The 14,445-nt window shown below is 62.7% G+C and carries 12 protein-coding genes; 8 read left to right on the forward strand and 4 right to left on the reverse strand.

All coding sequences use genetic code 11. The features are described 5' to 3' along the window. The coding region (locus ACTJKX_RS25740; protein ID WP_440726985.1) for a beta strand repeat-containing protein at positions 1-2,628 on the forward strand (2,628 nt) is incomplete at its 5' end. A gap of 73 nt (positions 2,629-2,701) precedes the next feature. Here the strand turns inward: ACTJKX_RS25740 and ACTJKX_RS25745 are convergent. Next, complete coding sequence (locus ACTJKX_RS25745) at positions 2,702-3,223, reverse strand: MarR family winged helix-turn-helix transcriptional regulator (protein ID WP_415084584.1); 522 nt, start codon at positions 3,221-3,223, stop codon at positions 2,702-2,704. An 80-nt stretch (positions 3,224-3,303) separates the two neighbouring features. On the opposite strand from ACTJKX_RS25745, the gene ACTJKX_RS25750 reads away from it, so the two are divergent. From ACTJKX_RS25750 to ACTJKX_RS25780, 7 genes are all read left to right on the forward strand, one after another. Then, positions 3,304-4,035 (forward strand): DUF899 domain-containing protein, encoded by a 732-nt coding sequence (locus ACTJKX_RS25750; protein ID WP_311944455.1) that lies wholly within the window; start codon positions 3,304-3,306, stop codon positions 4,033-4,035. 124 nt (positions 4,036-4,159) lie between these two features. Then, positions 4,160-4,930: a VOC family protein gene (locus ACTJKX_RS25755; protein ID WP_440726986.1), complete on the forward strand. Its 771-nt coding sequence runs from the start codon at positions 4,160-4,162 to the stop codon at positions 4,928-4,930. A gap of 280 nt (positions 4,931-5,210) precedes the next feature. Continuing rightward, positions 5,211-6,215, forward strand: coding sequence for a D-erythronate dehydrogenase (gene denD, locus ACTJKX_RS25760; protein WP_367625401.1), 1,005 nt, complete (start codon positions 5,211-5,213; stop codon positions 6,213-6,215). Positions 6,216-6,462: 247 nt separating this feature from the next. Next, complete coding sequence (locus tag ACTJKX_RS25765; RefSeq protein ID WP_311944458.1) at positions 6,463-7,434, forward strand: 2-hydroxyacid dehydrogenase; 972 nt, start codon at positions 6,463-6,465, stop codon at positions 7,432-7,434. Between the two features lie 621 nt (positions 7,435-8,055). Further along, complete coding sequence (locus ACTJKX_RS25770) at positions 8,056-9,414, forward strand: porin (protein WP_440726987.1); 1,359 nt, start codon at positions 8,056-8,058, stop codon at positions 9,412-9,414. 321 nt (positions 9,415-9,735) lie between these two features. Continuing rightward, positions 9,736-10,038, forward strand: a complete 303-nt coding sequence (locus ACTJKX_RS25775) for a helix-turn-helix domain-containing protein (protein WP_440726988.1) — start codon at positions 9,736-9,738, stop codon at positions 10,036-10,038. Between the two features lie 93 nt (positions 10,039-10,131). Further along, complete coding sequence (locus ACTJKX_RS25780) at positions 10,132-10,860, forward strand: GntR family transcriptional regulator (protein WP_440726989.1); 729 nt, start codon at positions 10,132-10,134, stop codon at positions 10,858-10,860. An 8-nt stretch (positions 10,861-10,868) separates the two neighbouring features. Here the strand turns inward: ACTJKX_RS25780 and tkt are convergent, their stop codons facing one another. From tkt to ACTJKX_RS25795, 3 genes are all read right to left on the reverse strand, one after another. Further along, a complete protein-coding gene (tkt, locus tag ACTJKX_RS25785) occupies positions 10,869-12,893 on the reverse strand; it encodes a transketolase (RefSeq protein WP_440726990.1) in 2,025 nt (674 codons plus the stop codon). Between the two features lie 276 nt (positions 12,894-13,169). Beyond that, positions 13,170-14,066, reverse strand: a complete 897-nt coding sequence (locus tag ACTJKX_RS25790) for an NAD-dependent epimerase/dehydratase family protein (RefSeq protein ID WP_440726991.1) — start codon at positions 14,064-14,066, stop codon at positions 13,170-13,172. 145 nt (positions 14,067-14,211) lie between these two features. Beyond that, positions 14,212-14,445: a DUF2160 family membrane protein gene (locus ACTJKX_RS25795; RefSeq protein ID WP_311940131.1), complete on the reverse strand. Its 234-nt coding sequence runs from the start codon at positions 14,443-14,445 to the stop codon at positions 14,212-14,214.

A 14,445-nucleotide genomic window follows, 5' to 3' on the forward strand; every position in this document is an offset into this window, starting at 1 on the left:
GGCGGCACGGTGGATCTGAGCAACACCGACGGCAATATCGTCGTCGCCCATAACGGCCCGAACGCCACCTTCGACCTCGCCAAGAGCATCACGCTGGACAGCGTCACGGCGGGCGGCAACACGCTCGATGCCACCGGCTTGACCGTGGGCAACGCCGCGGTGACGACGAACGGCCTGACCATCACGGGCGGGCCGAGCGTCACCACCACGGGCATCGATGCCGGCAGCAAGGCGATTACCAATGTCGCAGCCGGTACCAACGCCACCGACGCGGTGAATGTCGGCCAGTTGCAGACGGTCAGCAATGCCGCCGGCAATCTCGGCAATTCGACGGCGTCGACCCTGGGGGGCGGCACGACCTATGACCCGGCGACCGGCACGCTGTCGGGCTTCAGCCAGACCGTCACGGCGATCGACGGCAAGGGCAATGTCGGCACGACCACGGGCTACACCACGGTGGCCGGCGCGCTGACGCAGCTCGACACCAACACCACCAACCTCGCCAATGCTGCGGTGAAGTACGATGATCCCGCGGTGAAGGACAAGATCACGCTCGGCAATGCCGGCACCCCGGTGACGATGACCAACCTTGCCAACGGTGCGGTGACGGCAGTCTCGAGCGATGCGGTAAATGGCTCGCAGCTCTACGCTGTGCAGCAGACGGCCAACAAGGGCTGGAATCTCTCGACCAACAACGGTTCGACGACCGCCAATGTGGCGCCCGGCGGCACGGTGGATCTCAACAACACCGACGGCAACATCGTCATCAGCCAGTCCGGCTCGAACGCCACCTTCAACCTCGCCAGCGCCATCACGGTTGCCACCCTCACCGCCAACAGCGTGACGACCGGCAATGCGACGCTCGACACCAACGGCCTCACCATCACCGGCGGGCCGAGCGTGACCACCACCGGCATCGATGCCGGCGGCAAGAAGATCACCAATGTTGCCAAGGGCGACGTGTCCTCGACCTCCACCGATGCGGTCAACGGCTCGCAGCTGTTCAGCCTGGGCAATTCGGTGGCAAGCGGCCTTGGCGGCGGCTCGAGCTTCGATCCCAGCAGCGGCACGGTGATCACCAGCCTCAACTATGGTGGCAGCACCTTCACCTCGGTGCAGAGCGTGCTTGACAAGATCGGCGGCTCCATCAATGGCGGTGGCATCAAATATTTCCACGCCAATTCGACGGATGCGGACAGCGTCGCCAGCGGGAAGAATGCCGTCGGCATCGGCCCGAATTCGGTGGCGAGCGGCGACTATTCCTTCGCGGCCGGCAACGGTGCCCAAGCGACGGGAACGTCCTCCGTCGCGACCGGCAATGGTGCTGCGGCCAGCGGCAACGACTCGATTGCCACCGGCACGCAGGCCAAGGCCAGCGGCGAGGCGTCGATCGCCACCGGCAAGAATGCCGAGGCCAGTGGCAACGGTTCCACCGCCATGGGCTCCGGCAGCAAGGCCACGGCTGACGGCGCCACGGCGGTCGGCGCCAATGCGAGCGCGACGACGGCCAATTCCACCGCAATCGGCAACGGGGCCCAGGCCTCGGCCAATGAGGGCGATGTTGCACTCGGCGCCGGTTCGGTGACCTCGACGGTGGTGCAGACGACAAGCGCCACGATCGGCACCAAGTCGTATGGCGGCTTTGCGGGGACGGCACCCGGCAGCACCGTGAGCGTCGGTTCCGCCGGCAATGAACGGACGGTAACCAATGTCGCGGCCGGCCAGATCACGGCGACCTCGACGGATGCGATCAACGGTTCGCAACTCTATTCCGTTGCCAATGGATTACAGACGCAAATCGCAACGGTGTCGGGCGACGTTACCCAGCTCGGCAATAATGCGAATACCCTGGGTACCACGACGGCAACGACTATGGGTGGTGGAGCGAAATACGATCCCACTACAGGTATTACCGGCTTTCAGCAGAACGTTAAGGCCGTTGATGCTCAAGGCAACGCAGCAGCTAACGCTACAGCATATAGTAACGTTGGGGCTGCGTTGACGCAGCTCGATACGAATACGACCAACCTTGCCAATGCTGCGGTAAAGTATGACGACCCCTCGAACAAGACTAAGATAACGTTGGGCGGTACCGGCGCGACCACTGCGGTGACCATCGACAATCTTGCGAACGGGGAGGTGTCCAAAGCTTCGAAACAGGCGATCAACGGCTCGCAGCTCTACAATTCGGCCAGCTCCGTGGCAGCTGCATTGGGTGGAAACTCGGTCGTTAACGCCGATGGCAGCATCAGTAACCCGAGCTACACGGTCGGCGGCAACAGTTACAACAATGTCGGCAGTGCCATTACCGCCCTCGACAAGCGCTTCGACGGCATTGGCGGCAGCATCGCCAATCTGCAGAGCCAGGTGTCGAATAACCTGAAGGAAGCCCGGCAGGGTATCTCCCAGGCCATGGCGGCCTCGGCCCTGCGCTACGACGACAGGCCCGGCAAGGTCTCGGCCGCGGCGGGTATGGCGGTCTATCACCGCCAGGTCGGCCTCGCCGCCGGCCTGGGCTGGACCTCGGAGGACGCCAAGTGGCGCGCCAATATCGCCGGCACCTATTCGGCGGGCGGCCGCAAGCCGGACTTCGGCGTGATGGGCGGCCTGTCCTACACCTTCAATTGACGGGGACGGCGTCGCGCCCTGTCGACACGAGGCCCCGGGAAACCGGGGCCTTTGCCTGTGCGGGGGCAGCGGCTTAGCAGAGAGCGGCGAGATCCTGCCTGAGGCGGATGGCCTGGCCGCCCGCCAGCGCCGTATCCAGCAGGGCATGGCTCTCCTGCCAGATCGGCACGGCCCGCGCCAGCAGCGACCGCCCCGCCGCGGTAAGCGCGAGCAGGCGGGACCGCCGGTCCGCCGGATCGCGCAATATCTGAACGAGGCCGCGGGCCTCGAGCCGCTTGAGGGCGGCGGTGAGGGTGGTGCGATCCATGGCCAGCAGTGCCGCCACCGGCCCCATCGGCGGCGGGGCAGGGCGGTTGAGCGCCATTAGCAACGAGAACTGGCTGTTTGTCAGCCCGACCGGACGCAGGGCGTCGTCGAAGCGGCGAGCCAGTGCCCGCGCCGCGCGCTGGACGTGCAGGCACAGGCAAGTATCGCGCACGAGCAGGGTCGTCGCGAAGGGAACGAGGGTTTCCTGCGTGCCCTCCGCGTCCGGGGGATCTGCCTCATCGAGGCCCGGCTGGGATGAAAAGCGCCGATGATCGGTGTGTTTTGACATGCACTAATAATGTTGATATCAACCTATTTAGTCAAGCGATCCAGAATCCGCTATCCAAGAACTTCTGCAGGGAGGTCGACATGCCGGCCCATCAGGTCGTGTCTCGGGAAGAATGGCTGACGGCGCGCAAGGCGCTGCTGATCAAGGAGAAGGAGGCGACGCGGGCACGCGACCGGCTGAATGCCGAGCGCATGGCGCTGCCTTGGGTCAAGGTCGACAAGGCCTATCTTTTCGACACGCCCCAGGGGCGGCGTACGCTCGCCGAGTTGTTCGAGGGCCGCAGCCAGCTGATCGTCTACCATTTCATGCTGGGCCCCGACTGGGATGCCGGCTGCACCGGCTGCTCCTTCCTGGCGGATCATCTCGACGGCGCCGTGGCCCATCTCAACCACCACGACGTCACGCTCACCGCCGTCTCGCGGGCGCCGCTTGCCAAGATCGAGGCCTACAAGGCGCGCATGGGCTGGCGCTTTCCCTGGGCGTCGGCCTTCGGCAGTGATTTCAATTTCGACTATCACGTCTCCTTCAGCCGGGAGGACCTGGCGGGCGAGGAGATCGTCTATAATTTCACCAGCCAGCCGAGCGCCCAAGGCCATGACGAATTGCCCGGGCTGAGTGCCTTCTACAAGGACGAGCAGGGCGAGGTGTTTCACAGCTATTCGAGCTATGCCCGCGGTCCGGAGGAACTGATCGGCACCTTGATGATCCTCGACCGCGCACCCAAGGGACGGAACGAGGCTTCGACCATGGATTTCGTGCGGCGGCATGACGAATACGAGGACAAGCCCGCTGCACATGGCTGCTGCAGCTGACACCCGTTTCGATGGCTATCGCCAAGGGGCTGTGATCGGGCCGCCATGGTCTCGGCCTATCGTCCCCTGCCAAGAAATCTGATCCGCAATCTGATCCGAAAACCGACATCAAAGGGAGTCCGTCATGTCCGTCACGCATGGAAGCTTTGTCTGGTACGAACTGATGACTACGGATGTGAAGGCGGCGGCGGCCTTCTATAGCGCCGTGCTGGGCTGGGATGCGGCCGATTCCGGTATGCCGGGCCTCAGCTACACGCTGTTTTCCAACAAGGGCGCGCTCGTGGCCGGCCTCATGGACATTCCGCCCGATGCTGCCGCCCGCAATGTGCCGCCGAACTGGACCGGCTTCGTGGCCGCTGACGACGTCGATGTCTCCGCGGCCGAGGTGGTGAAGCTCGGAGGCCAGGTTCATCGTGCGCCGGATGACATTCCCGGCGTCGGCCGCTTTGCCATTGCCGCCGATCCCTATGGAGCCGTATTCGGCCTGTTCAAGGGGCAGGGGGAACCGCCGGCAATGCCGGGCCTGGGCACGCCGGGCCATATCGCCTGGCGGGAACTGCATGCCGGCGACGGGCCCGGCGCCTTCGAGTTCTATTCCAGGCTGTTCGGCTGGGAGAAGCACCAGGGCCTCGATATGGGGCCGATGGGGGTCTATCAGCTCTATGGCCAGAACGGCACCGATTATGGGGGCATGATGACCCGCACCAAGGACATGTGCGGGCCGATGTGGGTCTACTACATCCAGGTCGACAATATCGACGAGACGGCCAAGCGCGTCACAGACAATGGCGGCAAGATCCTGATGGAGCCGATGGAAGTGCCCGGTGAGATGTGGGTGATCCAATGCCGCGACCCGCAAGGGGCCCTGACGGCGATGGTCGGGCCGCGTTCCTGATCGTGCCCGCTAACGCGAATGATGGCGAGGCCCCGGAAGCGATGACAGGGCCTTTGTCATGCGCCACCTGTCCTTGTTTAATTTGTAAGACAAGAATTGGCTCAATTTGTAAGACAAGAACTTGCCTCACCTCGGCAAAGGCCTTATCGCTAGGCTGAGAAACGGCGGATTCGAGCCGTCCTTCGGGCCCGGAACGGGCATCATGAGACAAAAGATGCGGTGCGATGCGCGAGGCTTCGGCTGGGTGTTTTCGGTCGCGGGGAAATGACGAGGCGAGGCGATGAAAGTCCTGATCCTGGGTGCGGCCGGCATGGTGGGCCGCAAATTGCTGGAGAGCATGAGCCGCGATGGCAAGCTTGGCGGCAAGTCCGTCAGCGAAGCATTGCTCAGCGACGTCGTGCTGCCCCAGGTTCCCGCCGGTCTGCCGTTCGCCTGCAGCGCCAGCCAGGACGATCTGCCGGTGCCCGGCACGGTCGAGCGTCTGATCGGCACTCGTCCCGATGTGATCGTCCATCTTGCCGCCATCGTCTCGGGTGAGGCGGAGGCCGATTTCGACAAGGGTTATCGCATCAACCTGGAAGGCACCCAGCGCCTGTTCGAAGCGATCCGCCAGGCACATGGCGATGCCCGGCCGGGCGAGGGCTATTATCCGCGCGTGATCTTCTCCTCCTCCATTGCCGTGTTCGGCGCGCCCTTCCCGGAGCGTATCGGCGACGAGTTTTTCAACACGCCCCTGACCTCCTATGGCACGCAGAAGGCGATCGGCGAGCTGCTGCTGGCCGATTACAGCCGCCGTGGCTTCTTCGACGGCATCGGCATCCGCCTGCCGACCATCGCGGTGCGCCCCGGCAAGCCCAACAAGGCAGCCTCGGGCTTCTTCTCGGGCATTCTGCGCGAGCCGCTGAATGGGCAGGAAGCCATCCTGCCGGTCTCGGACGATGTGCGCCATTGGTTTGCCAGCCCGCGCTCGGCGGTCGGCTTCCTCCACCATTCAGCGGCGATCGACACGGCCCGCCTGGGCGCGCGCCGCAATCTTTCCATGCCCGGCCTCTCCGCAACGGTGGCCGAGGAGATCGAGGCCCTGCGCCGGGCCGCCGGTGACAAGGCCGTGGCGCTGATCAAGCATCAGCCCGATCCCGTGATCGAGAAGATCGTGGCGGGTTGGCCGCGCGACTTCGACACGGCGCGTGCCCTCGAACTCGGCTTCGTCGCCGATCGCGACATGGACGCCATCGTGCAGGCCCATATCGAGGACGAGCTTGGCGGCAAGCTGCCGGCCCTCTGAGCAGGCGCTTTCCTGGAGCATCGTACCGAAAAGTGAATGCCGATTTTCGGTAAAAACGATGCAGCAACAATAGTCCATGGCGTGGGATCTGACTTCGAAAATCAGATCCCACGCCATGGATCTGCCTGCCTGCCGGAGCTTCTCGTTCCAATGCATTTTGCGATTTGGTGATTTCGCCAGACCGCAAAACGCTTTAGGTCTTGGCGCTATCCTTCGATCCATTCCATTCCCTGAGAGTTCCCTCGGCATGTCCGCACCCGATCTTCTGATGCCCAAGCCCATGCTTGCCCAAACGGTCGAGGCCTTGGATCAGGCCTTTACCGTGCACAAGCTCTGGCTGGCGGATGATCCCGACGCGGTGCTGGCGAGGATCGCCGACCGGGTGCGCTTCCTCGCAGCTGGCGGCCATGCCCATGTCGACGAAGCGCTGATCGCCGCTTTACCCAAGCTCGAAATCATCGCCAATTTCGGCGTCGGCTATGATTCCGTCGATGCCGCCGCGGCGGCACGGCATGGCGTCGTCGTCACCAACACGCCCGAAGTCCTCAACGAGGACGTCGCCGATCTCGCCATGGCCTTGTTGCTGGCGACCATCCGCGAAGTACCGCAGGCCGACCGCTTCCTGCGGCAGGGCAAATGGCTGAGCGAAAACTATCCATTGACGCCGGCGACGCTGCGCGGGCGCACGCTCGGTATCGTCGGCCTGGGGCGGATCGGCAAAGCCATCGCCCGCCGCGCCGAGGCCTTCGGCCTGAAGATCGCCTATTACGGGCGCCGGCGCCAGGCGGATGTCGCCTATGCCTACCACTCCAGCGTGAAGGCGCTGGCGGAGGCGGTGGATACGCTGATGATCATCGTCCCCGGCGGGGCGGAGACGCGCCATCTGGTCGATGCCGAGGTGCTCAAGGCGCTCGGCCCCGACGGCGTGCTGATCAATGTCGCCCGCGGTTCTGTCGTCGACGAGGGCGCCCTGATCGAGGCGCTGCGCAATCGCACCATTCTCGCGGCGGGGCTCGACGTCTTCGCCGACGAACCGCAGGTGCCCGAAGCGCTGGTGGCGCTCGACAATGCGGTGCTGCTGCCGCATGTCGGCTCGGCCACCATTCACACCCGCCGGGCCATGGGCCAGCTGGTGGTCGACAATCTCGTCTCCTGGCGCGATGGCAAGGGGCCGCTGACGCCGGTGTCCGAGACGCCCTGGCCCCGAGAGAAGGCCTGACGGCCGTCAGCTTCAGCCATAGACAAGACAAGCAAGCACCGCCGGACCATCGGTCCGGCGGTGCTTGCTTGTGTCTGATGCGGAGAGATTTCTCGTCTCGTTGCATGGCATGCCACCTGCAAGCAAAACGGGATATCGGATAGGAACTTTTCCGAACTCATTCCGGCATCGATGTGCGGGGGCGGTGGATCGGTAAGTCTTATATTACCACATGGAAACTGATTGGCCTGCAATGACGGGCTTGTGGTGTCTTTTGCTAAGAGATAGAGGTTTCGTGTATTAATTTTATGTGTTCCAATTATAAAACACCGAAATAAACTTATATTTTGTTGGTATATTAATTCGATATACCCTTAAGGGTAGTCGATTCTTTGGCGTAAGCTACGATGCTCTGGATGTGTCTTTTGAGTGACACATATTCGCCAAAATGTTTTCTGTCGGTGCCAAGGTAGAAAAACTCTATTGTGGCGCTTTCTAGAATATCGCACCTTCACTGTGACGATTCACGTGGCGGCCAAGTGCTTTCCAAGCATGCGCCAAGTTCGGTCGGCTGTTGCGAGTGGGGTGTCATGACAAGAAGTCCCCTCGTGCAAGTAAAATAATGTCCCGGAGGGGGTTTTGATGACGATTAAATCCGCACTTCTCGGCGCTGCTGCAGGCATCGCCGCCATCGGCGCCGCCCAGGCTGCCGACCTGCCCATGACCAAGGGCGAAGCCGTTGAATATGTGAAGGTCTGCTCGGCTTTCGGTCCCGGCTTCTTCTACATCCCCGGCAGCGATACCTGCCTGAAGATCGGCGGCGAGATCCGCGCCGACTATCGTGCGTTCGGGCGTAGCGGCGACTTTGGTGACTTCAATCGCGACGACGATCGCTCGGCTTTCAACACCCAGGCCCGTATCTGGTTCGACGCGCAAACCCAAACGGATTGGGGCTTGCTACGCTCCTATTTCCAGATCAATGCCGACTCGCATCCGATTAGCAATCTGGGTCGAGGCGGAAAGTACAATTCCAACACCTTCAGCATCGACAAGGCTTTCATCCAGTTCGGTGGTTTGACAGCCGGCTATGCCCATTCGTTCTTCGGTTTTTACGATAGCGAATATGGCGACACCATCTGGGCGCCTTATTATGCGCAGTCGAGCACCGTAAACTTATTGGCGTACACGGCCAAGTTTGGCGGTGGCTTTAGTGCGACCCTGTCGATTGAAGACGGCCGAGATCACCGCGTGGATGGCGTGAGCATTCCCGTCACGCCCACGACGAACATTGCATTGCCGTTCCAAGGGGGGCAGCAGATTCCCGACGTTGTGGCCCAGCTTCGCCTGGATCAGTCGTGGGGATCAATCGCGGTGCAAGGTGCTGTGCATCAGCTTCGTACGGCTGAGGGGGCAACCATCACCAACCCCTTTAACCCGGCACAATCGGTTGGCATCGGCTACTCGCACGACAACAAGTGGGGCTACGCCATTGGCGGTACCGCCCTGTTCAAGATCCCGGCGATCGATGGCGGCCACTTTATCGTGGAAGGCCAGTACGCCGATGGCGCTACGCACTATCTCGGCGTTAGTAATTCGCTCGGAAGCATCATCGGACAGTCCGATCTCTACCCGAGCCGTTTGGGCCCCCCGTCGCCGGGCAACATCATTGACGTTGCTTCGTTTGGCCGGGTGAAGGGCTGGTCGATCGTGGCTGAACTCGGCGGCAATATCACGCCGGTGCTGAACGCCAATCTTGTGGGCAGCTACATCGAGACCAAGGCCGACGGCATTCTGTCCAATGTCCTTGCCGGGGGCGTGGACATCAAGGTCAAGGAATACACGATTGCAGGCAACCTGACCTATACGATCGTGAAGGGCCTGAGTGTTGCTGGCGAGGTGGCCTACACCCACCAGACCCAGGATTTCAACACAGCCTTTGGTGGTGCTGACGGCAAGGAGAATGTCTGGAGCGGCGGCGTTCGCCTGAAGCGCACCTTCTGATCCGAACGAAACGATCTGAGAGCGGGGCCCGGCGTGAGCCGGGCCCCGCTTGGCCTATTGTGCTTGCGGTCTTGAAGTTGTGCTGTGCGTTTTGGCAACGTCCTCAAGAAATTGTGATGTTACGAATTTGATCTGTAACGCTGAATGCATTCCGGTATGGTAACGTATATTGGAGTGCCTTACGTATAGCAGTTGAAGTCCAGTGCATTTTGCGGAGTCTTCCCGGTTCTGGAGAAGTCGCGATGAAATATTTGAGAATGTTTGCTGAAAGAGTTCCAGGCAATGTAGCGCGATCTCACCAGGCGTGAAGTGAGTGAAGAAATGCAGGAAAGAGCGAACCGTCCCTTCCAGAAGAACTCCACATCGCTCCAGATCGATTGGAAGCGATTTGGCGACGATTTGCGGAATGCGCGCGCCGCGCGCGGGCTGACCTATCGACAGTTCGGCGCACTTACGGGCGTGACCTTCAGTACGCTGGCGCGGCTCGAATCCTCCTACCTGCCCTGCAATGCCGAAACCTTCATGACGCTGGCGGTGGAAATGGGGCGTGATCCCCTGGCCTATGCGATCCGCGGCAATGCCAGCGCGAGCGGCGTGCTCGCCCAGGAGACGGATGCCGCGTGATTGAGGTGCTGCGAAAGCAGGACCAAGCATGCGCTGTTGCTGGAGCGGTAAAGCTGGTAGGGTCGCGCATCCTTCTCGCCGATTTGCCGCTTCATGCTCGATCGTTCCACGCCGGTTCCCCTTTATTTTCAACTCGCCGAAACCTTGAGGGCCGGAATTTCGCAAGGCCTCTACGCCGCGGGTGAGAGACTTCCTTCCGAACATGAGCTGTGTGCCCGTTACGACATCTCGCGTAGCGTCGTGCGCCAGGCCCTGCAGTCGCTGGCGCTGCAGGGATTGATCGAGACCGAGCGCGGCCGTGGTGCTTTCGTGCGCGAACGCAGGGTGCCGATCAATCTAAGCCAGCGCCTCGACCCGCTGCGGGAGGATCTGGCGCGGGCCGGCTTCAAGCTGAGCACGAAGATCCTGGCGCAGCGCCTGATCGAGGCCCCTGCGGCCATCGCCGAGCGCATCGGTGATGCCAGGGCCGTACTGATCGAGCGCCTGCGCTATGCCGATGGCGAGGTGCTGCTTCTGGTGCGCAACTATCTGCCCTATGGCCGTGTGCCGGGATTGCTGACCTATCCCGGCCTCGACCAGGTCTCGCTCTACGAATGCCTCGAGCGGGATTTCGGCGTCATCGTCTCCAGCGGGCAGCGCACCGTGGAGATCGGCACGGCCGATGCCGAGATAGCCGGTTATCTCGGTCTCGATCCGGGGTCGCATGTGCTCTTCAACCGCGAACTGACCTATGACCAGGAAGGCAGGCCGGTGGAATATTACGAATCCTGGCACCATCCCGATCGCACGCGCCTGACCATCGAACTGCATCGGGCGCGCTGACGTCCTTCTCAGGCGCTCGCCGCCAGCAGCGTCCTGGCTTTTGCCGCCACGGCCTCGGCCGTGAGGCCGAAATGCTGGTAGAGCAGCGGGCCGGGTGCGCTTTCCCCGAAGGCGTCGATGCCGACAACCGCGCCGGGGCCGCGCAGGAACTGATACCAATAGATCGACGAGGCAGCTTCGACGAACAGGGTCGGAATGCCGGGCGTCAGCACGGCGTCGCGATAGGCCGTGGGCTGGCCGGCAAAAATAGTGGCATTGGGGATCGATACCACCCGTACAGGGATGCCCTCGGCCGCGAGAAGCGCCGCCGCCTCGGCCACGAGTCCGAGCTCGGAGCCGGTTCCGGCAAGGACGAGATCGGGGCGCCGCGCCGGTTCCGAGAGCACATAGCCGCCGCGCCGGATCGCCTGCCGGTGTTCCCTGCTGTGCGTGATGGCTGAGCCGTCCTGGCGGGCCGCGACGATGACGCTGGGACCCTCGCGGCCCACGGCGTCTTCCCAGGCAAGCAGCGCTTCGAGCTCGCTGCCGGGGCGCCAGAGCGACAGGCCGGGAATGGCGCGCAGGGCAAGGAGCTGTTCGGCCGGCTGGTGAGTCGGGCCGTCCTCGCCGACCCCGATGGAATCATGCGTATAGAGAAAGATCGCCTTCAGCTTCATCAAGGCCGCAAGGCGCACGGCGTTGCGGGCATAGTCGCTGAAGACGAGATAGGTCGAGCCGAAGGGGATCAGGCCGCCATGGGCTGCCATGCCGTTCATCACGGCGGACATGCCGAATTCTCGCACGCCATAATGGATGAAATTGCCGGCGAAATCCCGCGGCAGGATCGATTTGGATGCCGCGGTCCAGGCCAGAGTGGACTGGCTGAGGTCAGCCGAGCCACCGATCAGTTCCGGCAGCAGCGCGGTGAAGCGGGCGAGAACCTTGCTGGAAGCCTTGCGCAGAGGCTGGCGGACCGGCGGTTCCGCCAGCAGGGCATCGGCATAGGCTGCCACGGCGGAAGCAAAAGCGACTGGTGCTTCGCCGGCCATGCGGCGCTGCAACTCCGCGGCAAGATCCGGATGGGTCGCCCGGTAGCGGGCGAACAGGGCCCCCCAGGCTGCCTGCCTGTCCGCTCCGCGCTTGCGCGCATCCCAACCGGTACGGATGGGAGAGGGCACTTCATGCGGCGGGTAGGGCCAGCCCAGCGCTTCGCGGGTTGCCGCAGCCTCGGCAGCGCCCAATGGGGCGCCATGAACTTCTTCCTTGCCCTGCTTGGTGGGCGCACCGAAGCCGATGATGGTGCGGCAGCAGATCAGGCTCGGCTTGTCGTGGACCCCGCGTGCTTCCTCGATCGCGGCCTCGACCGCGCCGGCGTCATGGCCGTCGACATCAGCGACCACGTGCCAGCCCAGAGCCCGGAAGCGGGCGGGTGTGTCGTCGGCGAACCAGGCCCTGACGTCGCCGTCGATGGAGATGCCGTTGTCGTCATAGAAGGCGATCAGCCGGCCGAGACCGAGTGCGCCGGCGAGCGAAGCGGCCTCCTGCGCCACGCCTTCCATCAGGCAGCCATCGCCGACAAAGACGTAGGTGTGATGGTCGATGACGGGAAAATCGTCGCGGTTGAATTCGGCCGCGAGCTTGCGCTCGGCGAGCGCCATGCCGACGGCATTGGCGAAGCCCTGGCCGAGCGGCCCGGTGGTCGTCTCCACGCCGGGCGTGATGCCGTATTCGGGATGGCCCGGCGTCCTGGATCCAGGCTTGCGATGGGCCTTGAGCTCCTCGAGCGAGAGATCGTAGCCCGACAGATGCAGCAGGGAATAGATCAGCATCGCGCCATGGCCGTTCGACTGCACGAAACGGTCGCGGTCGATCCAGCTCGGGTCGGCCGGATTGTGCTTGAGGAAGCGATTCCATAGCACCTCGGCGATATCGGCCATGCCCATGGCGGTGCCGGGGTGACCGGTCCCGGCCGCCTCGATGGTATCGACGGTCAGGAAGCGGATGGCGTTGGCGAGGTCGCGCTGGGAGGGGGCAGGTCGTTCGTCGAAGCTCATGGCGTTTCCTGTGCGGTCGGCTGGTCCATTCAGGGCGAGCTGGTTTCGCCTCTTGTAATCCTGTCCGTACAAGTAGGCTGGACAATCGATGCTGTCAAACACGACCGCTCATGCGGGCCGTATGGCCTGCAGCGGTCACAGCGGCAGATGACCGCTTCTGCTGGGCCATCCTTACCCGAGGGACGACAGTCGTAATTCAACTGCCGCAAAGACGCTGGAAAATCGCCTGGAAAACAGAACTTCGACTGTAACCCTATCCATGGTCCATAACAGCCTCTAGCCTTTCACGTAACGCCGCCAGGGATGCTCTTCGCGGAAACCCAGCAGCTCGCGGGCCTTCTTGTTGGACAGCAGCGTCTCGTATTCGCCGAGCGCGCCCTTGACCGGCACCTCGGGGTAGAAGCGGCGGAGCAGTTCGGCTGTCGGCAGATTGGACGAGGTCTCGTCGTTGACGGCATTGAAAACCTGGAAGCCGAGGCCCTCCTTCTCGATGGCGAGCCGGGTGATCTGGCCGAGGTCGCGCGCATCGATGTAGCTCCAGGCGATGCGCTTGCGAAAACCGGGATCGGCGAACCATTTGGGAAAGTTCTCGGTGTAGTCCTCGGGAATGATGACGTTGCCGATGCGCAGCGCGTAGATGTCGATGCCCTCGCGCAGGGCAAAGGCCCGGGCCGTCTTCTCGTTGACGACCTTGGAGAGGGCATAGCTGTCCATCGGGTCGACGTCATAGTCCTCGTCGAGCGGGAAATAGGCGGGATTGCGGTGCTCATGGGCGAAGACGACGCCATAGGTCGTCTCGCTCGAGGCAATCACGACCTTACGGATGCCGAGTTTGGTCGCCGCTTCGATGACGTTGTAGGTGCCGAGCGCATTGACGCGGAACACCTCGTTGTCAGGCACGATCATGATGCGTGGAATGGCGGCGAAATGGACGACGGCGTCGACCTTCTGCGGACGCAGCGAGGCGTCGAACTCGTGCGTGCCCATATAGCTCGACAGCGCATTGAAGACCTGGCCGGCATCGGTGATGTCGGCAATCAGCGTGCGAACGCGCGGATCGTCCAGCGGCTTGGTGTCGATGTTGAGCACCTCATAGCCGTGATCGAGGAGATCCTTCACGACATGGCGGCCGGCCTTGCCGCTGCCGCCGGTGAACATGATGCGCTTGGCCATTGTCCGCTCCCTCATCTTGTCATCGTATTTTGTATGACAATAGTGGGAGGAAGCCGAAGCGCAAGAGCAAGATTCAACATTGAATTTGCGCCTCGGCAGGGGGGAATTATCCTGACGGTCGGGCCAAGCATGGCCGCCATCGGCATCACCCCTTCTTGATGATCACATAGCCGAGCACCAGCGAGATCGCGGTGGCAACATAGATCGAGAGCGACTGCTCGACGAAGCGCATCCAGAACAGATGGATGGCGATCAAGAGGACCACGGCGATGAAGCCGCGGTCGAAGCCGTTGGTGTGGATCGGCAGGAAGCCGGTCTTTTCGACGGGAGGCTTTTCGAGCTCTTCGTCCTGCTTGTCGAGATTGGCGAACTGGTTCAT

The sequence above is a fragment of the Labrys sp. 22185 genome (assembly GCF_052045555.1).
GTDB lineage: Bacteria > Pseudomonadota > Alphaproteobacteria > Rhizobiales > Labraceae > Labrys > Labrys neptuniae.